The organism is Pseudomonas sp. BC42 (assembly GCF_021560055.1).
Taxonomy (GTDB): domain Bacteria; phylum Pseudomonadota; class Gammaproteobacteria; order Pseudomonadales; family Pseudomonadaceae; genus Aquipseudomonas.
In genome coordinates this window covers 2,360,429-2,381,033 of the sequence record NZ_CP091067.1, presented here as the reverse complement: position 1 = coordinate 2,381,033, position 20,605 = coordinate 2,360,429, and the positions used below count along the sequence as shown (strand labels likewise).

The 20,605-nt window shown below is 62.4% G+C and carries 18 protein-coding genes; 12 read left to right on the top strand and 6 right to left on the bottom strand.

What is annotated here, in order from left to right; genetic code table 11:
- Window positions 1-100 precede the first annotated feature (100 nt).
- The 10 genes from nuoG (at window position 101) to L1O02_RS11020 (ending at window position 11,002) form a co-directional block, all read left to right on the top strand.
- A complete protein-coding gene (gene nuoG / locus L1O02_RS11065; protein WP_060840136.1) occupies window positions 101-2,815 on the top strand; it encodes an NADH-quinone oxidoreductase subunit NuoG in 2,715 nt (904 codons plus the stop codon).
- Entirely contained in the window at window positions 2,812-3,819 is a 1,008-nt protein-coding gene (gene nuoH, locus L1O02_RS11060) for an NADH-quinone oxidoreductase subunit NuoH (protein ID WP_060840137.1), read from the top strand. Before nuoG ends, nuoH begins: the two co-directional genes overlap by 4 nt.
- Window positions 3,820-3,830: 11 nt before the next feature.
- Window positions 3,831-4,379 carry an NADH-quinone oxidoreductase subunit NuoI gene (gene nuoI, locus L1O02_RS11055; protein ID WP_060840138.1) on the top strand — a complete coding sequence of 183 codons (549 nt, stop codon included), beginning with the start codon at window positions 3,831-3,833 and terminating at the stop codon, window positions 4,377-4,379.
- Window positions 4,380-4,388: 9 nt separating this feature from the next.
- The gene (nuoJ, locus tag L1O02_RS11050) at window positions 4,389-4,889 is read left to right on the top strand and encodes an NADH-quinone oxidoreductase subunit J (RefSeq protein WP_011062192.1); all 501 of its coding nucleotides are present in this window, start codon (window positions 4,389-4,391) and stop codon (window positions 4,887-4,889) included.
- A 4-nt stretch (window positions 4,890-4,893) separates the two neighbouring features.
- On the top strand, window positions 4,894-5,217 hold the full coding sequence (nuoK, locus tag L1O02_RS11045; protein WP_016964784.1) for an NADH-quinone oxidoreductase subunit NuoK: 324 nt from the start codon (window positions 4,894-4,896) through the stop codon (window positions 5,215-5,217).
- Window positions 5,214-7,067 (top strand): NADH-quinone oxidoreductase subunit L, encoded by a 1,854-nt coding sequence (gene nuoL, locus L1O02_RS11040; RefSeq protein ID WP_235759851.1) that lies wholly within the window; start codon window positions 5,214-5,216, stop codon window positions 7,065-7,067. Before nuoK ends, nuoL begins: the two co-directional genes overlap by 4 nt.
- Before the next feature lie 39 nt (window positions 7,068-7,106).
- A complete protein-coding gene (gene nuoM, locus L1O02_RS11035; RefSeq protein WP_016965722.1) occupies window positions 7,107-8,639 on the top strand; it encodes an NADH-quinone oxidoreductase subunit M in 1,533 nt (510 codons plus the stop codon).
- A 7-nt stretch (window positions 8,640-8,646) separates the two neighbouring features.
- Window positions 8,647-10,110 (top strand): NADH-quinone oxidoreductase subunit NuoN, encoded by a 1,464-nt coding sequence (gene nuoN, locus L1O02_RS11030; RefSeq protein ID WP_015636299.1) that lies wholly within the window; start codon window positions 8,647-8,649, stop codon window positions 10,108-10,110.
- A gap of 237 nt (window positions 10,111-10,347) precedes the next feature.
- Window positions 10,348-10,698 (top strand): hypothetical protein, encoded by a 351-nt coding sequence (locus L1O02_RS11025; RefSeq protein WP_060840140.1) that lies wholly within the window; start codon window positions 10,348-10,350, stop codon window positions 10,696-10,698.
- The gene (locus tag L1O02_RS11020) at window positions 10,685-11,002 is read left to right on the top strand and encodes an XRE family transcriptional regulator (RefSeq protein ID WP_060840141.1); all 318 of its coding nucleotides are present in this window, start codon (window positions 10,685-10,687) and stop codon (window positions 11,000-11,002) included. The genes L1O02_RS11025 and L1O02_RS11020 overlap by 14 nt, the downstream gene beginning before the upstream one ends.
- A gap of 72 nt (window positions 11,003-11,074) precedes the next feature.
- Here the strand turns inward: L1O02_RS11020 and cysS are convergent, their stop codons facing one another.
- Together cysS and L1O02_RS11010 are read right to left on the bottom strand one after the other, a co-directional pair.
- The gene (gene cysS / locus L1O02_RS11015; protein WP_060840142.1) at window positions 11,075-12,457 is read right to left on the bottom strand and encodes a cysteine--tRNA ligase; all 1,383 of its coding nucleotides are present in this window, start codon (window positions 12,455-12,457) and stop codon (window positions 11,075-11,077) included.
- An 18-nt stretch (window positions 12,458-12,475) separates the two neighbouring features.
- On the bottom strand, window positions 12,476-14,176 hold the full coding sequence (locus tag L1O02_RS11010; RefSeq protein WP_108545748.1) for a glutamine--tRNA ligase/YqeY domain fusion protein: 1,701 nt from the start codon (window positions 14,174-14,176) through the stop codon (window positions 12,476-12,478).
- A 270-nt stretch (window positions 14,177-14,446) separates the two neighbouring features.
- On the opposite strand from L1O02_RS11010, the gene L1O02_RS11005 reads away from it, so the two are divergent.
- On the top strand, window positions 14,447-14,950 hold the full coding sequence (locus tag L1O02_RS11005; RefSeq protein ID WP_060840144.1) for a peptidylprolyl isomerase: 504 nt from the start codon (window positions 14,447-14,449) through the stop codon (window positions 14,948-14,950).
- Window positions 14,947-15,699 (top strand): UDP-2,3-diacylglucosamine diphosphatase, encoded by a 753-nt coding sequence (locus L1O02_RS11000; protein ID WP_060840145.1) that lies wholly within the window; start codon window positions 14,947-14,949, stop codon window positions 15,697-15,699. The genes L1O02_RS11005 and L1O02_RS11000 overlap by 4 nt, the downstream gene beginning before the upstream one ends.
- A gap of 142 nt (window positions 15,700-15,841) precedes the next feature.
- On the opposite strand, the gene L1O02_RS10995 is transcribed toward L1O02_RS11000, so the two are convergent.
- The 4 genes from L1O02_RS10995 to L1O02_RS10980 all read right to left on the bottom strand — a co-directional run bounded on the left by L1O02_RS10995 (window position 15,842) and on the right by L1O02_RS10980 (window position 20,593).
- The gene (locus L1O02_RS10995; RefSeq protein ID WP_060840146.1) at window positions 15,842-17,371 is read right to left on the bottom strand and encodes a DHA2 family efflux MFS transporter permease subunit; all 1,530 of its coding nucleotides are present in this window, start codon (window positions 17,369-17,371) and stop codon (window positions 15,842-15,844) included.
- Between the two features lie 67 nt (window positions 17,372-17,438).
- Window positions 17,439-18,638 (bottom strand): HlyD family efflux transporter periplasmic adaptor subunit, encoded by a 1,200-nt coding sequence (locus L1O02_RS10990; protein ID WP_060844111.1) that lies wholly within the window; start codon window positions 18,636-18,638, stop codon window positions 17,439-17,441.
- A 15-nt stretch (window positions 18,639-18,653) separates the two neighbouring features.
- Window positions 18,654-20,123: an efflux transporter outer membrane subunit gene (locus L1O02_RS10985; RefSeq protein ID WP_108545749.1), complete on the bottom strand. Its 1,470-nt coding sequence runs from the start codon at window positions 20,121-20,123 to the stop codon at window positions 18,654-18,656.
- Window positions 20,120-20,593, bottom strand: coding sequence for a MarR family transcriptional regulator (locus L1O02_RS10980; RefSeq protein ID WP_016965731.1), 474 nt, complete (start codon window positions 20,591-20,593; stop codon window positions 20,120-20,122). Before L1O02_RS10980 ends, L1O02_RS10985 begins: the two co-directional genes overlap by 4 nt.
- Window positions 20,594-20,605: the final 12 nt, after the last annotated feature.

Sequence of the window (20,605 nt, the reverse complement as noted above, 5' to 3'; positions counted from 1 at the left end):
GACGTGCGATGACGCCGTGAACGGCTGTGTTGATTCGCACGCATAACAAGATTCCATTAGCCACGCCCGCTGACACCGGGCCAACGAAGAACTTTGAACCATGGCCACTATCCACGTAGACGGCAAAGCGCTCGAAGTCGATGGGGCGGACAACCTGTTACAGGCGTGTCTGTCACTAGGCCTCGACATCCCTTATTTCTGCTGGCACCCCGCTCTCGGTAGCGTCGGTGCCTGTCGCCAGTGCGCGGTCAAGCAGTACACCGACGAGAACGACACCCGTGGTCGTATCGTCATGTCCTGCATGACCCCGGCCACCGACAACACCTGGATCTCCATCGACGATGAAGAATCCAAGGCCTTCCGTGCCAGTGTTGTCGAATGGCTGATGACCAACCACCCTCACGACTGCCCGGTCTGTGAGGAAGGCGGTCACTGCCACCTGCAAGACATGACGGTGATGACCGGCCACAACGAGCGCCGTTATCGCTTCACCAAGCGCACCCACCAGAATCAGGACCTCGGCCCGTTCATCGCTCACGAGATGAACCGCTGCATCGCCTGCTACCGCTGCGTACGCTTCTACAAGGACTACGCCGGCGGCACCGACCTGGGCGTCTACGGCGCCCACGACAACGTGTACTTCGGTCGCGTTGAAGACGGCACCCTGGAAAGCGAGTTCTCCGGCAACCTCACCGAGGTCTGCCCGACCGGTGTGTTCACCGACAAGACTCACTCCGAGCGCTACAACCGCAAATGGGACATGCAGTTCTCGCCAAGCATCTGCCATGGCTGCTCCAGCGGTTGCAACATCTCCCCGGGCGAGCGCTATGGCGAACTGCGCCGCATCGAAAACCGCTACAACGGTTCGGTGAACCAGTATTTCCTCTGCGACCGTGGCCGCTTCGGTTATGGCTACGTCAACCGCAAGGATCGTCCACGCCAGCCACGCCTGGCCGACGGCACCCAGCTGACCCTGGACCAGGCCCTGGACCAGGCCGCCGACCTGCTGCGCGGTCGCAACATCGTCGGTATCGGCTCGCCTCGCGCCAGCCTGGAAAGCAACTACGCGCTGCGTGAACTGGTCGGCGCCGAGCACTTCTACAGCGGCATCGAAGCGTCTGAACTGGAGCGCATCCGCCTGGTTCTGCAGGTGCTGAACGACAGCCCGCTGCCGGTTCCGAACCTGCGCGAGATCGAAGACCACGACGCGATCTTCGTCCTTGGCGAAGACCTGACCCAGACCGCTGCCCGCATGGCCCTGGCCCTGCGCCAGTCGGTCAAGGGCAAGGCCGAGGAAATGGCCGACGCCATGCGCGTCCAGCCTTGGCTCGACGCTGCGGTGAAGAACATCGGTCAGCACGCGCTGAACCCGCTGTTCATCGCCAGCCTTGCTGAAACCAAGCTCGACGACGTCGCCGAGGAGTGTGTACACGCCGCTCCCGACGACCTGGCGCGCATCGGTTTCGCCGTGGCCCACGCCATCGACGCCAGCGCCCCTGCCGTGGAAGGCCTGGACAGCGAAGCCCTGGAACTGGCCAAGCGCATTGCCGACGCCCTGTTGGCGGCCAAGCGCCCACTGATCATTTCCGGTACTTCCCTGGGTTCCAAGGCGCTGATCGAAGCCGCAGCGAACATCGCCAAAGCCCTGAAGCTGCGCGATAAAGCCGGCTCCATCAGCCTGATCGTGCCAGAGGCCAACAGCCTCGGCCTGGCCATGCTCGGCGGCGAATCCGTGGACGCCGCCCTGCAGGCGGTAGTCGACGGTAAAGCCGACGCCATCGTGGTGCTGGAAAACGACCTGTACACCCGCACCGACGCGGCCAAGGTGGATGCGGCCCTCAGCGCGGCCAAGGTGGTTATCGTTGCCGATCACCAACAGACCGCGACCGTCGAGCGCGCGCACCTGGTGCTGTCGGCAGCCAGCTTCGCCGAAGGCGACGGCACCCTGGTCAGCCAGGAAGGTCGCGCCCAGCGCTTCTTCCAGGTCTTCGATCCGACCTACCTGGACGCCAGCATCATGGTCCACGAAGGCTGGCGCTGGCTGCATGCCCTGCGCAGCACCCTGCTGAACAAGCCGGTGGACTGGACCCAGCTGGACCACGTGACCGCTGCCTGCGCCGCGAGCACCCCGCAACTGGCCAGCATCGTCGATGCCGCACCTTCCGCAGCATTCCGTATCAAAGGCCTGAAACTGGCCCGCGAACCGCTGCGCTACAGCGGCCGTACCGCCATGCGCGCCAACCAGAGCGTGCACGAACCGCGTACCTCGCAAGACCCGGATACCGCCTTCGCCTACTCCATGGAAGGTTACTCGGGCTCCGCCGAGCCGCGCTCGCAAGTGCCATTCGCCTGGTCGCCGGGCTGGAACTCGCCGCAAGCCTGGAACAAGTTCCAGGACGAAGTCGGCGGCCACCTGCGTGCCGGTGACCCGGGTACTCGCCTGATCGAAAGCCAGGGCGACCGTCTGAACTGGTTCGCCAGCGTCCCGCGGGCCTTCTCTCCGGCCCAGGGCACTTGGCAAGCGGTGCCGTTCTATCACCTGTTCGGCAGCGAGGAGAACTCTTCGAAGGCCGCTCCGGTGCAGGAGCGCATTCCGGCGGCCTACGTGGCCCTGGCCAAGTCCGAAGCCGATCGCCTGGGCGTCAACGACGGTGCCCTGCTCGCAGTGAGTCTGGCTGGCCAGACCCTGCGTCTGCCGCTGCGCATCAACGAAGAGCTGGGTGCCGGCCTGGTGGGCCTGCCTGCCGGTCTGGCGGGCATTCCTCCGGCATTCTTTGGCAAATCCGTTGACGGTCTGCAGGAGGCGGCGCAATGAGTTGGTTTACCCCTGAAGTGATCGACGTGATCCTGACGGTCGTCAAGGCCATCGTGATCCTGCTGGCGGTGGTGATCGCCGGTGCGCTGCTGAGCTTCGTCGAACGTCGCCTGCTGGGCTGGTGGCAGGACCGTTACGGTCCGAACCGCGTTGGCCCGTTCGGCATGTTCCAGATCGCGGCCGACATGCTGAAGATGTTCTTCAAGGAAGACTGGACCCCGCCGTTTGCCGACAAGGTGATCTTCACCCTGGCACCGGTGGTCGCCATGTCCGCCCTGCTGATCGCCTTCGCGATCATCCCGATCACCCCGACCTGGGGCGTCGCGGACCTGAACATCGGCCTGCTGTTCTTCTTCGCCATGGCCGGTCTGTCGGTCTACGCGGTGCTGTTCGCCGGCTGGTCGAGTAACAACAAGTTTGCCCTGCTGGGCAGCTTGCGGGCCTCGGCCCAGACCGTGTCCTACGAAGTGTTCATGGGCCTGGCGCTGATGGGCATCGTGGCTCAGGTCGGTTCCTTCAACATGCGCGACATCGTCGAGTACCAGGCGCAGAACCTGTGGTTCATCATTCCGCAGTTCTTCGGCTTCTGTACCTTCTTCATCGCTGGCGTGGCCGTGACTCACCGTCACCCCTTCGACCAGCCGGAAGCGGAACAGGAACTGGCCGACGGTTACCACATTGAATACGCCGGCATGAAATGGGGCATGTTCTTCGTCGGTGAATACATCGGCATCATCCTGATCTCGGCGCTGCTGGTCACCCTGTTCTTCGGTGGCTGGCACGGTCCGTTCGGCATCCTGCCGCAACTGTCCTTCGTCTGGTTCGCCCTGAAGACCGCGTTCTTCATCATGCTGTTCATCCTGCTGCGCGCCTCTATCCCGCGCCCGCGCTATGACCAGGTGATGGACTTCAGCTGGAAATTCTGCCTGCCGCTGACCCTGATCAATTTGCTGGTGACCGCTGCGGTTGTGTTGTTGAACACGCCTGCGGGCGCGGTTCAGTGAGGATTTGACCCATGTTCAAATATATTGGCGACATCGTTAAGGGTACCGGTACCCAGTTGCGCAGCCTGGTGATGGTGTTCGGTCACGGCTTTCGCAAACGCGACACCCTGCAATACCCCGAAGAGCCGGTGTACCTGCCGCCACGCTACCGTGGCCGTATCGTCCTGACTCGCGACCCCGATGGCGAAGAGCGTTGCGTTGCCTGCAACCTGTGCGCCGTGGCCTGCCCTGTGGGTTGCATCTCGCTGCAGAAAGCTGAAACGGAAGACGGTCGCTGGTACCCGGAGTTCTTCCGCATCAACTTCTCGCGCTGCATTTTCTGCGGTCTCTGCGAGGAAGCCTGTCCGACCACCGCAATCCAGCTGACACCGGATTTCGAGATGGCCGAGTTCAAACGTCAGGACCTGGTTTACGAGAAAGAGGATCTCTTGATCTCCGGTCCCGGAAAGAACCCTGACTACAACTTCTATCGTGTTGCAGGTATGGCCATTGCCGGCAAGCCAAAAGGCGCCGCGCAGAACGAAGCCGAACCGATCAACGTGAAGAGCTTGCTGCCTTAAGGAAGAACGATGGAATTCGCTTTCTATTTCGCATCAGGTGTTGCCGTTGTTTCCACGCTGCGCGTGGTTACCAACACCAACCCTGTGCACGCCCTGCTCTACCTGATCATTTCGCTGATCGCCGTGGCCATGACCTTCTTCAGCCTCGGCGCGCCGTTCGCCGGCGCCCTGGAAGTGATCGCCTACGCCGGCGCCATCATGGTGCTGTTCGTGTTCGTGGTAATGATGCTGAACCTCGGCCCGGCCGCGGCTCAGCAAGAGCGCATCTGGCTCACGCCGGGCATCTGGATCGGCCCGGTGATCCTCGCCGCGCTGCTGCTGGCTGAACTGCTGTACGTACTGTTCAGCCACCAGAGCGGTGCCGGTATCGGTCAAACCACCGTCAGCGCCAAGGCCGTGGGCATCAGCCTGTTCGGCCCTTACCTGCTGGTGGTCGAACTCGCCTCGATGCTGCTGCTCGCCGCAGCCGTCACGGCGTTCCACTTGGGCCGCAACGAGGCGAAGGAGTAATACGATGCCTACTATCCCTCTCGGTACTATCCCGATGGAACATGGCCTGGCAGTTGCCGGCATCCTGTTCTGCCTCGGTCTGGTCGGCCTGATGGTCCGCCGTAACATCCTCTTCGTGTTGATGAGCCTGGAAGTGATGATGAACGCCTCGGCATTGGCCTTCATCGTTGCGGGCGCCCGCTGGGCGCAGCCGGATGGACAAGTGATGTTCATCCTGGTGATCAGCCTGGCAGCCGCCGAGGCCAGTATCGGCCTGGCGATCCTGTTGCAGCTGTACCGCCGCTTCCACACTCTCGATATCGATGCAGCCAGCGAGATGCGCGGATGAACCTTCTCTTTCTGACTTTCGTATTCCCCCTGATCGGTTTCCTGCTGCTGTCGTTCTCTCGGGGACGCCTCTCGGAAAACCTCTCGGCCCTGATCGGCGTCGGCTCCATTGGCCTGTCGGCCATCGTGGCCGCCTACGTGATCTGGCAATTCAACGTCGCGCCACCAGCGGATGGCCACTACACCCAGGTGTTGTGGCAGTGGATGTCGGTGGACGGTTTCGCGCCGAACTTCGCCCTGTACCTGGACGGCCTGTCCGTGACCATGCTGGGCGTGGTAGTCGGCGTGGGCTTCCTGATCCACCTGTTCGCGTCCTGGTACATGCGTGGTGAGGCCGGCTACTCGCGCTTCTTCGCCTACACCAACCTGTTTATCGCCAGCATGCTGTTCCTGGTCCTGGGCGATAACCTGCTGTTCCTGTACTTCGGCTGGGAAGGCGTGGGCCTGTGCTCCTACCTGTTGATCGGTTTCTACTACAGCAACCGCAACAACGGTAACGCCGCACTCAAGGCCTTTATCGTCACCCGGATCGGCGACGTGTTCATGGCCATCGGCCTGTTCATCCTGTTCCAACAGGTGGGCACGCTGAACGTCCAGGAACTGCTGGTGCTGGCTCCGCAGAAATTCCAGGCCGGCGATTTCTGGATCACCCTGGCGACCCTGATGCTGCTGGGCGGCGCCGTGGGCAAATCCGCGCAACTGCCACTGCAGACCTGGCTGGCGGACGCGATGGCTGGTCCGACCCCGGTTTCGGCACTGATCCACGCCGCAACCATGGTGACCGCCGGTGTCTACCTGATCGCCCGTACCCACGGCCTGTTCACCCTGGCGCCGGAAATCCTGCACCTGGTGGGCCTGGTAGGTGGCGTGACCCTGGTACTGGCCGGCTTCGCCGCGCTGGTGCAGACCGACATCAAGCGGATCCTCGCCTACTCCACCATGAGCCAGATCGGCTACATGTTCCTGGCCCTGGGCGTTGGCGCCTGGGACGGCGCGATCTTCCACCTGATGACCCACGCCTTCTTCAAGGCCCTGCTGTTCCTGGCCTCCGGTGCGGTGATCGTTGCCTGCCACCACGAGCAGAACATCTTCAAGATGGGCGGCCTGTGGAAGAAGCTGCCTCTGGCCTACGCCAGTTTCATCGTCGGCGGCGCCGCACTGGCGGCCCTGCCTCTGGTGACCGCAGGCTTCTACTCCAAGGACGAGATCCTCTGGGAAGCCTTCGCCAGCGGCAACCACGGCCTGCTGTACGCCGGTCTGGTGGGTGCGTTCATGACCTCGCTGTACACCTTCCGCCTGATCTTCATCACCTTCCACGGTGAAGCCAAGACCGAAGCCCACGCCGGCCACGGGATTTCCCACTGGCTGCCGCTGGTGGTGCTGATCGTGCTGTCCACCGGGATCGGCGCGATGATCACTCCGCCCCTGCATGGTGTGCTGCCGCTGAGCGCCGGTCATGCCGGTGGCGAAGCCAAGCACAGCCTGGAAATCGCCTCGGGTGCCATCGCCCTGGCCGGTATCCTGCTGGCCGCCCTGTTGTTCCTTGGCAAGCGTCGCGTTGTGACCGCCATCGCCAACAGTGGCATCGGGCGTCTGCTCTCGGCCTGGTGGTTCGCCGCCTGGGGCTTCGACTGGATCTACGACAAACTGTTCGTCAAGCCATACCTGGCCATCAGCCATGTACTGCGCAAGGACCCGCTCGATCAGACCATCGGTTTGATCCCGCGTATGGCCAAAGGGAGTCACAACTCCCTGAGCCGTACCGAGACCGGTCAACTGCGTTGGTACGCCGCCTCGATGGCAGCCGGTGCCGTGCTGGTCATCGGCGCCATTGTGCTGGTAGCGGTCTGATATGAACCTTGCGAACTTGCGAAAGGAATTGAGCCCGTCATGATTCTGCCTTGGCTAATCCTGATCCCCTTCATCGGCGGCCTGCTGTGCTGGCTGGGTGAGCGCTTCGGCGCCACCCTCCCCCGCTGGATTGCGCTGTTGACCATGACCCTGGAACTCGCCCTCGGCCTCTGGCTGTGGGCCCACGGTAACTATTCATATGCTCCGGCGCCTGGCGTCGATCCGACTTGGGCCATCGAGTTCAAGCACCAGTGGATCGAGCGCTTTGGCATCAACGTGCACCTGGCCCTCGACGGCCTGTCGCTGTTGATGGTGCTGCTGACCGGTCTGCTGGGTATCCTCTCGGTACTCTGCTCCTGGAAAGAGATCCAGCGCCATGTGGGCTTCTTCCACCTGAACCTGATGTGGATCCTGGGCGGCGTGGTCGGCGTGTTCCTCGCGCTGGACCTGTTCATGTTCTTCTTCTTCTGGGAAATGATGCTGGTGCCGATGTACTTCCTCATCGCGCTCTGGGGTCACAGCTCGGCAGACGGCAAGAAAACCCGGATCTACGCAGCGACCAAGTTCTTCATCTTCACTCAGGCTTCCGGCCTGATCATGCTGGTGGCGATCCTGGGCCTGGTACTGGTCAACTTCAACAACACCGGGGTCATCACCTTCGATTACGCCCAGTTGCTGAAGACCAAGATGTCCACCGCCACCGAGTACATCCTGATGCTCGGCTTCTTCATCGCCTTCGCGGTGAAGCTGCCGGTGGTGCCGTTCCACTCCTGGCTGCCTGACGCTCACGCCCAGGCACCGACTGCCGGTTCCGTGGACCTGGCGGGCATCCTGCTGAAGACCGCGGCCTATGGCTTGCTGCGTTTCGCCCTGCCGCTGTTCCCCAACGCCTCGGCAGAGTTCGCACCGATCGCCATGACCCTGGGTCTGATCGGGATCTTCTACGGTGCCTTCCTGGCCTTCGCCCAGACCGACATCAAGCGCCTGATTGCCTTCTCCAGCGTTTCCCACATGGGCTTCGTGCTGATCGGTATCTACTCCGGCAGCCAGCAAGCCCTGCAGGGCGCGGTGATCCAGATGCTGGCCCACGGTGTTTCGGCAGCCGCGCTGTTTATCCTCAGCGGCCAGCTGTACGAACGCACCCATACCCGCGACATGCGTGAAATGGGCGGTCTGTGGTCGCGTATCGCCTACCTGCCGGCCATCAGCCTGTTCTTCGCGGCCGCCTCCCTGGGCCTGCCGGGCACCGGCAACTTCGTCGGCGAGTTCCTGATCCTGATCGGTACCTTCGTCAGCGCTCCTTGGATCACCGCGATCGCGACGTCCGGCCTGGTATTCGGTTCGGTGTACTCGCTGATCATGATCCACCGTGCCTACTTCGGCCCGTCCAAGTCGGATGCGGTGCTCCATGGCATGGATGCTCGCGAACTGATCATGGTGCTGGGACTGGCGGTCCTGCTGATCTACATCGGCGTGTACCCGCAACCGTTCCTCGATACCTCTGCCGCCACCATGCATGGCGTGCAGCAATGGCTCAGCACCGCCTTCACTCAACTCGCTTCGGCCCGGTAAGAGCGCTATGGACTTTACGATTCAACACTTTATAGCCCTGGCGCCGCTGCTGATCACCAGCGCCACCCTTGTGGTGGTGATGCTGGCGATCGCCTGGCGGCGCAACCACGCCCAGACCTTCCTGCTGTCGGTGGCCGGTCTGAACCTGGCATTGCTGTCGATTTTCCCGGTGCTGAAAGTGGCACCGCTGGCAGTGACCCCGCTGTTGCAGATCGACCAGTTCGCCTGCCTGTACATGGCCCTGATCCTGGTGGCCACCCTGGCCTGCGTCACCCTGGCCCACGCCTACCTGGGCGACGGCAGCAGCGGCTACCCGGGCAACCGTGAAGAGCTGTACCTGCTGATCCTGCTGGCCGCCGCTGGTGGCCTTGTACTGGTCAGCGCGCAGAACCTGGCCGGCCTGTTCATCGGCCTGGAGCTGCTCTCGGTACCGGTCTACGGGCTGGTGGCCTACGCCTTCTTCAACAAGCGCTCCCTGGAAGCCGGCATCAAGTACATGGTGCTGTCGGCCGCCGGTTCGGGCTTCCTGTTGTTCGGCATGGCCCTGCTCTACGCCGAAGCCGGCAGCCTGAGCTTCAGCGGCATCGGCCAGGCCCTGGCCGCCACCGGGCTGCCAAGCCCGCTGGCACAACTGGGCCTGGGCATGATGCTGATCGGCCTGGCCTTCAAGCTGTCGCTGGTGCCGTTCCACCTGTGGACCCCGGACGTCTATGAAGGCGCTCCGGCTCCGGTTGCAGCGTTCCTGGCAACCGCCAGCAAGGTGGCGGTGTTCGCGGTGCTGGTGCGTCTGTTCCAGCTCTCGCCAGTGGCCAGCAGCGGCGTCCTGAGCAACGTGCTGACGGTGATCGCCATTGCCTCGATCCTGGTGGGCAACCTGTTGGCGCTGACCCAGAGCAACCTCAAGCGTCTGCTGGGTTACTCGTCCATCGCTCACTTCGGTTACCTGCTGATCGCCCTGGTGGCGAGCAAGGGCCTGGCCATGGAAGCCATCGGCGTGTACCTGGTCACCTACGTGATCACCAGCCTTGGCGCCTTCGGCGTGATCACCCTGATGTCCTCGCCGTACAAAGGCCGTGATGCCGACGCCCTGTACGAGTACCGTGGCCTGTTCTGGCGCCGTCCGTACCTGACCGCCGTGCTCACCGTGATGATGCTGTCCCTGGCCGGCATCCCGCTGACCGCGGGCTTCATCGGCAAGTTCTACATCATCGCTACCGGTGTCGAAGCGCACCAATGGTGGCTGGTCGGTTCCCTGGTCATGGGTAGCGCCATCGGCGTCTTCTACTACCTGCGCGTGATGGTCACCCTGTACCTGATCGAGCCGAACCTGCGCCGCGTCGACGCCCAACTGCACTGGGAACAGAAAGCCGGTGGCGTCATGCTGCTGGCCATCGCGGTCCTGGCGTTCTTCCTCGGCGTCTACCCACAGCCGCTGCTGACCCTGGTCCAGCACTCCGGCCTGGCGGGTTGATCGCTTAGGTTTCAACGCAACAAACAAAACGGCACCTTCGGGTGCCGTTTTGCATTTCAGGGCCCTGCCCTCCCCTCTTCCCAGCGAAACTCGGAATCGCCCTTCCTGTCACGTCGACCCGGTCCGACATTCAGCCCGACGCCACGGGCATAAACTGTTGCCAGATCAAACGCGGCGCTCAGCGGGCCTTGACCAAAGCTGTAGCGTCATCCAATTTATACGCAGGAAGCGTATGAAATGAATGCTCTGTTTATTGAACTGCCGGCATTTGCACGATACCGAAGGGACTTCCTTGACGACGAGTTGTTCTGCGAACTGCAGATCGAATTGCTGCGCCACCCGCACGCGGGAGTGCTGATTCAGGGCACTGGCGGCTTGCGCAAGATGCGTTTCATCGATGAGCGACGCAACAAGGGCAGGCGTGGCGGGCTGAGGGTGATCTATTACTGGTGGTCCGGAGGGGCGCAGTTCTGGCTCTTCACCCTGTTCGACAAGGAGCAGATGGACGACCTGCTACCGCAGCAGCGACAACAGCTCAAACAACTGCTGGAACGTGAAATCGAGGCCAGAAGACATGACCAAACGTGACATCTTTTCCGAACTGGTGGAAGGCATCGACGCCCTCACCCAGGAACGCCAGGGCAAGATCACCCTGCGCAGCCATAAAGTGAAGCTGGACAAGCTGCCCCCCATCACTGCCACCGAGGTGATGAACATCCGCCAGCAACTCAATCTCTCGCGCTCGGTATTCGCCATGTACCTGCGCACCAACACCCGCACCCTGGAGAACTGGGAACAGGGCCGCGCCACACCCAATGCCCAGGCCACCACCCTGATCCGCCTGGTGCAACGCTACCCCGATACCGTGGAGCGCCTAGCCTCGCTGGCCTGAGCACGCTGGTACTGATCTACGGGCAACAAAAAACCCGCACCAGGCGGGTTTCTTGTTGCAGCAAACGCCAACTTAGTCAGCCAGGCGCCAGGTTGTACCGCCCTTGCCGTCTTCCAGAATCACGCCCATGGCGGTGATCTGATCGCGAATACGGTCGGACTCAGCCCAATCCTTGTTGGCACGGGCCGCCAGACGGGCCTGGATCAGCGCCTCGACTTCTGCCGCATCAACCCGGCCTTCGGCGCCGGCCTGCAGGAAGTCATCGGCTTCCAATTGCAGCACACCCAGCACGCTGGCCAGTTCTTTCAGACGTGCCGCCAGACCCGCCGCCGCGTCGATATCGCTTTCGCGCAGGCGGTTGATCTCACGCACCATCTCGAACAGTACGGCACAGGCTTCCGGAGTACCGAAGTCGTCATTCATCACCTGGGTGAAACGTTCGACAAAGGCTTCGCCACCGGCCGGCGCCACTTTCGGCAGCCCCTTGAGCGCATGGTAGAAGCGCTCCAGCGCGCCCTTGGCGTCCTTGAGGTTGTCTTCCGAGTAGTTGATGGCGCTGCGGTAGTGGCTGGCCACCAGCAGGTAACGCACCACTTCCGGATGGTACTTGTCGAGCACGTCGCGAATGGTGAAGAAGTTGTTCAAGGACTTGGACATCTTCTCGCCATTGATGCGGATCATGCCGCAGTGCATCCAGGCATTGGCGTAGGTCTTGCCGGTCGCCGCCTCGCTCTGGGCAATCTCGTTCTCGTGATGCGGGAACTCCAGGTCGCTGCCGCCACCATGAATGTCGAAAGTCTCGCCCAGGCAGCAGGTGGACATCACCGAGCACTCGATATGCCAACCCGGACGACCGTCCCCCCAAGGCGACGGCCAGCTTGGCTCACCCGGCTTGGCAGCTTTCCACAGGACGAAGTCCAATGGATCCTGCTTTGACTCGCCCACTTCGATCCGCGCGCCGATGCGCAGGTCTTCGATCTTCTTGCGCGACAGCTTGCCGTAGCCCATGAACTTGCCGACGCGGTAGTACACGTCGCCATTGCCCGGCGCATAGGCGTAGCCCTTGTCGATCAGGGTCTGGATCATCTTCAGCATGCCCGGAATATGATCCGTGGCACGCGGCTCCATGTCCGGCTTGAGGATGTTGAGGCGCGCTTCATCCTCGTGCATCGCCGTGATCATGCGTTCGGTCAGGACATTGAACGGCTCGCCGTTCTCCTTGGCCCGGTTGATGATCTTGTCTTCGATGTCGGTGATGTTGCGCACGTACGTCAGGTCATACCCGCTGAAACGCAGCCAGCGGGTAATCAGGTCGAAGGCCACCATGCTGCGGCCGTGCCCCAGGTGGCAATAGTCGTACACGGTCATGCCGCACACGTACATGCGCACCTTGTTGCCATCCAAAGGTTTGAAGACTTCTTTGCTCTTGGTGAGCGTGTTGTAGATCGTTAGCACGTTAGTTCCTTGACTGAATCACTGACCCCAGGAGTCGCGCAGGGTCACGGTACGGTTGAATACCGGAGCACCGGGCTTCGAGTCCTTGATATCCGCGCAGAAGTAGCCTTCGCGCTCGAACTGGAAACGGTCTTCCGGCTGTGCGTTGCCCAACGAGGGTTCGGCACGACAACCAGTGAGCACTTGCAGGGAGTCAGGGTTGATGTTGTCCAGGAAACTCGCGCTGTCTTCGGCCTTCTCCGGGTTCGGAGAACGGAACAGACGATCGTACAGGCGCACTTCGCACTCGATGCTGGCAGCGGCCGGCACCCAGTGGATCACGCCCTTGACCTTGCGGCCTTCAGGGTTCTTGCCCAGGGTGTCTGGGTCGTAGGAGCAACGCAGCTCGACGATATTGCCCTCGGCATCCTTGATCGCTTCGTCAGCACGGATCACGTAGCTGCCGCGCAGACGCACTTCACCGTTCGGCTCCAGGCGCTTGTAGCCTTTGGGCGGCTCTTCCATGAAGTCGTCACGGTCGATGTAGATTTCACGAGCGAACGGCAGCTGGCGCACGCCCAGTTCTTCTTTCTGCGGATGACGCGGCAGTTCGAGGTTCTCGACCTGGCCTTCCGGGTAGTTGGTGATCACGACTTTCAACGGACGCAGCACGCACATGGCGCGCGGGGCATTCGCATCGAGGTCCTGGCGGATGCTGAATTCCAGCATGCCGTAGTCGACCACGCCGTCGGAGCGGTTGGTGCCAACCATCTCGCAGAAGTTGCGGATCGACGCCGGCGTGTAACCACGACGACGGAAGCCCGACAGGGTCGACATGCGCGGGTCGTCCCAGCCATTGACGTGCTGCTCGTCCACCAGTTGCTTGAGCTTGCGCTTGCTGGTGATGGTGTAGTTGAGGTTCAGGCGGCTGAATTCGTATTGACGCGGGTGCGCCGGTACCGGCAGGTGCTCGAGGAACCACTCATACAGCGGACGATGGCTTTCGAACTCCAGGGTGCAGATCGAGTGGGTGATGCCCTCGATGGCGTCCGACTGACCGTGGGTGAAGTCGTAGTTGGGGTAGATGCACCACTTGTCACCGGTCTGGTGGTGATGAGCGTGACGGATCCGGTACATGATCGGGTCGCGCAGGTTCATGTTCGGCGAGGCCATGTCGATCTTGGCCCGCAGCACGCGGGCGCCGTCCGGGAACTCACCGGCGCGCATGCGGGCGAACCAGTCCAGGTTCTCTTGCACCGAACGCTCGCGGAACGGGCTGTTCTTGCCAGGCTCGGTGAGGCTGCCGCGGTATTCCTTGGCCTGTTCAGGGGTCAGGTCGCAGACATAGGCCTTGCCCGCCTTGATCAGTTCCACGGCCCAGTCGTGCAGCTGGTCGAAGTACTGCGAGGCATAACGCACTTCGCCGGACCACTCAAAACCCAGCCACTTGACGTCGCTTTCAATGGCGTCGATGTACTCCTGGTCTTCCTTGGCCGGGTTGGTGTCGTCGAAACGCAGGTGCGTGACGCCGCCGAACTCCTGGGCCAGACCGAAGTTCACGCAGATCGACTTGGCGTGACCGATGTGCAGGTATCCATTGGGCTCCGGAGGGAAGCGGGTCACGATCTGTGTGTGCTTACCCGAGTCCAGATCCGCCTGGATGATCGGGCGCAGGAAGTTGACCGGCACGGCCGGTCCAGTCTTGGAATTCGAGGTAGGGTCGACAGTGGGCTTGCTCATAGGATCCTTGAACGTACAAGTGCGCGGCCGGACGCGGCCTGATAAATCAAAACGGGTATCATAGCCGATGCTGTCAAGCGCCTGACAGAGCGCAGCTTTAAAACTGCGGCGATTAATGGCCCGGCAGTGAAAAAACAGCCTCGAATTTCGCGGTTGTCACGCTAAACTGCGCTCCTTGGCTGCAGGATGGCCAAATCGGTGCGGACCGCATGCGTGCCCCGCCCCCCAGGATTTTCTTGAAATCGCTTTTCCTTATAAAGAGTACCGACCATGACCCAAGTCAAACTGACCACCAACCACGGCGAGATCGTGCTGGAACTGAACGCCGAGAAAGCCCCGTTGACCGTGGCCAACTTCGTCGAATACGTGAAAGCCGGTCACTATGAAAACACCGTATTTCACCGCGTCATCGGTAACTTCATGATCCAGGGCGGCGGCTTCGAACCTGGCATGAAAGAAAAGAAAGACAAGCGTCCAAGCATCCAGAACGAAGCGGACAACGGCCTTTCCAACGACAAGTACACCGTCGCCATGGCCCGCACCATGGAGCCGCATTCGGCCTCCGCGCAATTCTTCATCAACGTTGCCGACAACAGCTTCCTCAACCACAGCGGCAAGACCGTTCAAGGCTGGGGCTACGCGGTATTCGGTAAAGTGATCGCCGGCACCGAAGTGGTCGACAAGATCAAAGGCGTGGCCACCACCATGAAAGCCGGCCACCAGGACGTACCCGCAGAAGACGTGATCATCGAGAAAGCCGAGATCATTGAGTGATACTGCTGATTTCAGATTTGCATCTGATTGATACACGCCCGGACATTACCCGGGCGTTTCTGGATTTACTCGGTGGGCGCGCTCGCGCCGCCGAGGCGCTGTACATCCTCGGGGATTTTTTCGAGGTATGGATCGGCGACGATGCCATGACCCCCTTCCAACTTTCCATTTGCCAGGCACTGCGGGAGCTGAGCGACAGCGGTACGCAGGTTTTCCTCATGCACGGCAATCGCGATTTCATGCTTGGCCAAGCCTTTTGCAAGGCGGCCGGCGCCACCCTGCTCAAGGACCCCAGCGTCGTCGACTTTTACGGTGAACCGGTATTGCTGATGCATGGCGATAGCCTGTGTACCCGCGACGAAGCCTACATGCGCATGCGCCGCTACCTGCGCAACCCGCTGAGCCTGTGGATTCTGCGGCACCTGCCGTTGCGCACCCGGCGCAAGCTGGCGCGCAAGCTGCGCAACGAAAGCCAGGCCCAAACCCGCATGAAGGCCAACGACATTGTCGACGTGACCCCGGACGAAGTACCGCGGATCATGCGCGAACATGGAGTCGGCACCCTGGTTCACGGCCATACCCACCGCCCGGCGATTCACAAGCTGCAAATTGGCGAGCAGGCCGCCAAGCGCATTGTGCTGGGGGATTGGGACCGTCAGGGATGGGCGTTGCAGGTGGACGAGCAAGGCTTCCAACTGGCTGCGTTCGATTTCGTGCCCACCCAGTTGGCGTTGCCGGACTCGCCTTGAGCGGCGCTTCTTTCGCTGGCACGCCGGCTCCTGCAACAAGGTCATTAGTGTAGGAGCCGGCTTGCCGGCGAAGCAGCCAGCCGGCCTTGCATGCCCCTTGCGGACGCCTTCGCTGGCAAGCCCGCGCCTACGGCAATGGGCGTCAATGCCCCGCCGAAGCCGGGCCGGCCTTGGCGGCGAAGGGTGGCTTGGCCAGCCACACCAGCAGAATCAGGCCCATGAAGCCCCAGCCCAGCAAGGTGAAATAGTCCACGGTCGAGAGCATGTACGCCTGGCTGGTCAGGACTTGATCCAGTTGCGCGTAAGCCTTGCTGCTCGCTCCACCCAGATTGTTCAGCGCATCCCGGGTCACCGGATCGAAGATGCTCATGCTCTCACTCATGTAGGCATGGTGCTGATCGGCCCGGCGAATCCAGATCCAGGTCGTCAGCGACGCCGCAAAGCTACCCCCCAGCGTCCGCAGGAAGGTCGCCAGGCCAGCGCCGTCGGCGATCTGGTGCGGCGGCAGATCGGACATCAGGATGCTCAGGGTCGGCATGAAGAACAGCGCCACGCCAATCCCCATGAACAGCTGCACCAGGGCGATGTGCTGGAAGTCCACCTCATTGGTGAAACCGGCACGCATGAAGCAGCTCAGGCCAATGGCCAGGAACGCCAGCCCGGCCAGCAGGCGCAGGTCGAACCTGTGGGCGTACTTGCCGACAAAGGGCGACATCAGCACCGGCAGGATGCCGATCGGCGCCACTGCCAGCCCGGCCCAGGTGGCGGTGTAGCCCATCTGGGTCTGCAACCATTGCGGCAGGATCAGGTTGATCCCGAAGAACCCGGCGTAACCGCCCACCAGCACAATGGTGCCGATGCGGAAGTTGCGATGGGCGAACAGCCGCAGGTTGACCACCGGATGACGATCGGTCATTTCCCAGATCACGAACACCGCCAGGGCAATCACCGAGATCAGCGTGCCGACGATGATGAAGTTGGACTCGAACCAGTCCAGGTCATTGCCCTTGTCGAGGACGATCTGCAAGGCCCCCACCCCGACGATCAGGCTCAGCAAACCGATGTAGTCCATCGGCTGTCGGCTGGTGACCACCGGCCGCGCCTTCAATTGCTGCTGCACCACCCAGGCGGCGAACAGACCAATCGGCACGTTGATGAAGAAGATCCACGGCCAGCTGTAGCTGTCGGTGATCCAGCCACCGAGTATCGGCCCGGCAATCGGCGCCACCACCGTGACCATCGCCAGCAGCGCCAGGGCCATGCCCCTCTTCGCCGGTGGGTAGACGGCAATCAGCAAGGTCTGGGTCATCGGGTACAGCGGGCCCGCCACCACCCCTTGCAGCACGCGAAAACCGACGAGCTCGGGCATCGAGGTGGAAATGCCGCACAGGAACGAGGCCAGCACGAACAGCAGCGTGGCCCAGATAAACAGCTTCACCTCGCCGAAACGCCGGCTCAGCCAGCCGGTCAGCGGCAAGGCGATGGCGTTGCTCACGGCGAACGAGGTAATCACCCAGGTGCCCTGTTCCGAACTCACCCCGAGGTTGCCGGAGATGGTTGGCAACGCCACGTTGGCGATGGTGGTATCGAGCACCTGCATGAAGGTCGCCAGGGACAGGCCGATGGTGCTCAGCAGCAGGCTGGGCGGCTTGAAAGATGCGTTATTGCTCATCGCGAATCCTTTGGAACAGGGCAGGCACCCCGGCCGTCAGGCAGGCCGGGGTCGACGGATTGGCGAATCAGCGCTGGGCGGTCTTGCCGATGGCCGCGCTGTTGTCGTGAATCAGGCGGGCAATCAGCGTATCGGCCTCACCCAACTGACGGTCGTAGACATTGGTGCTGAAAGACGCCTTTTGCGGAGGCTGCTGGGCCAATACCGGGCCGCTCTGGTCCCGCAGGTTGACGTTCACCAGAGTCGACAGGCCAACCCGCAGCGGATGCTTGGCCAGCTCTTCGGCATTCACGTGGATACGCACCGGCACCCGCTGCACGATCTTGATCCAGTTGCCGGTGGCATTCTGTGCCGGCAGCAAGGCGAAGGCGCTGCCCGTACCGGCACCGAGGCTATCGATGGTGCCGCTGTACTTCACATCGCTGCCGTAGATGTCCGCTTCGATCTCGACCGCCTGACCGATGCGCATGTCCCGCAGCTGGGTTTCCTTGAAGTTGGCGTCGATCCACAGCTGGTCGAGGGGAATCACCGCCATCAGCGCGGTGCCCGGCTGGACCCGCTGCCCCAGTTGCACGGTGCGCTTGGCCACATAGCCGGTCACCGGCGCAATCAGGGTACTGCGGGCATTGTTCAGGTAGGCCTGACGCAGTTGCGCAGCCGCGGCCTGCACATCCGGATGGTTGGAAACCACGGTGTCATCCACCAGCGCGTTGGTGGTGTTGAGTTGCTGCTGGGCATTGGCCAGGGCGTTTTGCGCCGAGGTCAGGTCATCGCGAGCGTGGGACAGTTCTTCCTGGGAAATCGCTCCGCTGGCCGCCAGGTTCTTGCGCCGACTGAAGTTCTCCTGAGCCTTCTGCACTTCGGCTTTCTGCGCCGCCACCTGGGCCCGCATGCCATCGACATTGCTGTACAGGCCGCGCACCTGGCGCACCGTGCGCGCCAGATTGGCCTCGGCACTCTGCAGGCCGACCTGGGCGTCGTTGGGGTCGAAGTTGATCAGCACCTGGCCTTCATGCACCAGGTCGCCGTCGTCGGCACCGATGCTGACCACGGTGCCGGTGACCAGCGGGGTGATCTCCACCACGTTGCCGTTGACATAGGCATCGTCGGTGCTTTCATTCCAGCGCCCGTAGAGTTCATGCCAGGCGAACACGCCCAGGCCACCCAGGATGACCAGGGCCGTGAGCCCCAGCAACATGACTTTGCGCTTGCGCGATTGAGCGCCGTCCGGGGTGTTTTCGGTTGTTTGAGTGTCGGCAGTGGCCATGACGAATACCTCGAATTATTTAGTCTGCGGGGCTGGGGTCGGGTTGGCCGAAGCCAGGTTCTGGGCGCCGAAGCCGCCCCCCAACGCCTGCATCAGTTGGATCGACAGATCAATCTGCTGGGCGTTCAGCGTGGCCAGCTGACGCTGGGCCTGGAGCAACTGCTGCTCGATGCTCAGCACATCCAGGTAGTTGCCGATACCGGAACCGAAGCGCTGGACCACGGTGTTGTAGGAGTCCCGGGCAATGTCCGTGGCATGTTGCTGGGCGACGATCTGCCGCCCGATATCCCGCAGCTGCGAGATGCTGTCGCTGACATCCCCCAGGGCGGTCACCAGGGTCTTGTTGTACTGCGCCACCGCCAGGTCGTAGTCGGCGTCCCGGGCATCCAGGTCCGCGCGCAGGCGCCCACCGTCGAAAATCGGCAGCGAAACGGTCGGCGCAATGCTGAAGAAACGGCTGGCGGAGCCGAACATCGCATCCCCCAGCAACGACTCGGCGCCGGCGCTGGCACTCAGGTTGAGGTTGGGATAGAAGCGGGTCTTGCTGGCGTCGATGTTCTTGCTCGCCGCTTCCACCCGCCAGCGCGCCGCTACCAGATCGGGCCGGCGTCCCAACAGTTCGGCGGGCAAGGTCGAAGGCAGGGCCACGGCACTGGCCTGCAGAACCTTGGGCCGGACGATGTCGTCGGCCCGACCCGGGCCCTTGCCCAGGAGCACCGCGAGGGTGATCCTGGCGCTCTGCAGCTGCTTCTCGGCGTCGATCAGACTGGCCTGGGCACTGGCCTCCAGGCTTTCGGTCTGCTGGTACTGGTACTGGCTGTCGATCCCGGAATCCAGGCGGCGCCGACTCAGATCGAGCATCTGCCGGGTCCGCTTGAGGTCTTCGTCGGCCAGGTCATGGACGATATGTGCCCGCCCCAGGTCGCTGTAGGCCCTGGCCACATCGGCGGCCAGGGTCAGGCTGGCGGCCTGGCGGTCGATCTCGGCGGCGCGGGCCTGACCCAGCGCGGCCTCCCAGGCCGCACGCTGGCCGCCCCAGAGATCGAAGTTGTAATTGAAGGTGGCGCTGATGTTGCGCACCGTGGAATAGGCACCGCCCTGACCCAGCGGGTCCTGGTCACGGGCCAGACGCGAACGGCTGACGCCGGCGCTGGCATCCAGGGTCGGCATCCGCTCGGCATCGGCGGCATAGGCCGCGGCGCTGGCCTGATGGGCCCGGGCGCTGGCGATCTGCATGTCCGGGCTGTCCCGCAGGGCTTCCAGGATCAGGCCATCGAGCTGGCTATCGCCCAGGCTTTTCCACCAGTCGCGTTGCGGCCAGGCCGCCGGCGAGAGCTTCACGCCATTGAGCGACTGACCGGTTGCCAGGCTGTGTGCCTCAAGGTTGACGCCGGAAGTCTCCAGGCCACTGTAATTGGCACAACCGGCCAGGCTCATGGCCAACAGCACCAGGCTGACACGTGTACGCAAGGTTTTACTGCTCATTTTTCACCTAAGCGCAGGACAGTGATCGGGTCACCGGCTGCCAGCAGAATTTTCTTGAGGATCTGTTCCAGGGTGCGCAACTCGTCGGGCGTGATGGCACCGGCCAGCTGGTTCATTGCATTGGCGCCGATGTAGGGCAGCCGATCGGCGAGCTTCTGCCCCTCCTCGGTCAGCACCAGGCGCACTTGGCGCCGGTCGCCTTCCGAGCGTTTGCGGGCAAGGAAATCCTTCTGTTGCAGACGATCGAGCATGCGGGTCATCGAACCGCTGTCCAGGGACAGGTGACGACACAACTCGGCCGGGGTATCGACCCCGAACTGGGCCATGATGATCAGCACCTTGAACTGCGCCGCCGTGATGCCGTGGGGCTCCATGTGCGTGTCGATGATCCGGTCCTTGAGCAAGGCGGCACGCCCCAGCAACAGGCCGAGATGGCAATTGTGAAAGTCGTCGGGTTCGAAATGCTTCATCTGACCACCAAT

Coding starts and splice junctions, on each gene's coding strand:
- L1O02_RS10985 (WP_108545749.1), bottom strand. CDS start 20,123: ATGAGCAGTAAAACCTTGCGTACACGTGTCAGCCTGGTGCTGTTGGCC.
- nuoG (WP_060840136.1), top strand. CDS start 101: ATGGCCACTATCCACGTAGACGGCAAAGCGCTCGAAGTCGATGGGGCG.
- L1O02_RS10995 (WP_060840146.1), bottom strand. CDS start 17,371: ATGAGCAATAACGCATCTTTCAAGCCGCCCAGCCTGCTGCTGAGCACC.
- L1O02_RS11010 (WP_108545748.1), bottom strand. CDS start 14,176: ATGAGCAAGCCCACTGTCGACCCTACCTCGAATTCCAAGACTGGACCG.
- nuoJ (WP_011062192.1), top strand. CDS start 4,389: ATGGAATTCGCTTTCTATTTCGCATCAGGTGTTGCCGTTGTTTCCACG.
- nuoH (WP_060840137.1), top strand. CDS start 2,812: ATGAGTTGGTTTACCCCTGAAGTGATCGACGTGATCCTGACGGTCGTC.
- nuoL (WP_235759851.1), top strand. CDS start 5,214: ATGAACCTTCTCTTTCTGACTTTCGTATTCCCCCTGATCGGTTTCCTG.
- nuoN (WP_015636299.1), top strand. CDS start 8,647: ATGGACTTTACGATTCAACACTTTATAGCCCTGGCGCCGCTGCTGATC.
- L1O02_RS11005 (WP_060840144.1), top strand. CDS start 14,447: ATGACCCAAGTCAAACTGACCACCAACCACGGCGAGATCGTGCTGGAA.
- L1O02_RS10980 (WP_016965731.1), bottom strand. CDS start 20,593: ATGAAGCATTTCGAACCCGACGACTTTCACAATTGCCATCTCGGCCTG.
- nuoM (WP_016965722.1), top strand. CDS start 7,107: ATGATTCTGCCTTGGCTAATCCTGATCCCCTTCATCGGCGGCCTGCTG.
- nuoI (WP_060840138.1), top strand. CDS start 3,831: ATGTTCAAATATATTGGCGACATCGTTAAGGGTACCGGTACCCAGTTG.
- L1O02_RS11025 (WP_060840140.1), top strand. CDS start 10,348: ATGAATGCTCTGTTTATTGAACTGCCGGCATTTGCACGATACCGAAGG.
- nuoK (WP_016964784.1), top strand. CDS start 4,894: ATGCCTACTATCCCTCTCGGTACTATCCCGATGGAACATGGCCTGGCA.
- L1O02_RS10990 (WP_060844111.1), bottom strand. CDS start 18,638: ATGGCCACTGCCGACACTCAAACAACCGAAAACACCCCGGACGGCGCT.
- L1O02_RS11020 (WP_060840141.1), top strand. CDS start 10,685: ATGACCAAACGTGACATCTTTTCCGAACTGGTGGAAGGCATCGACGCC.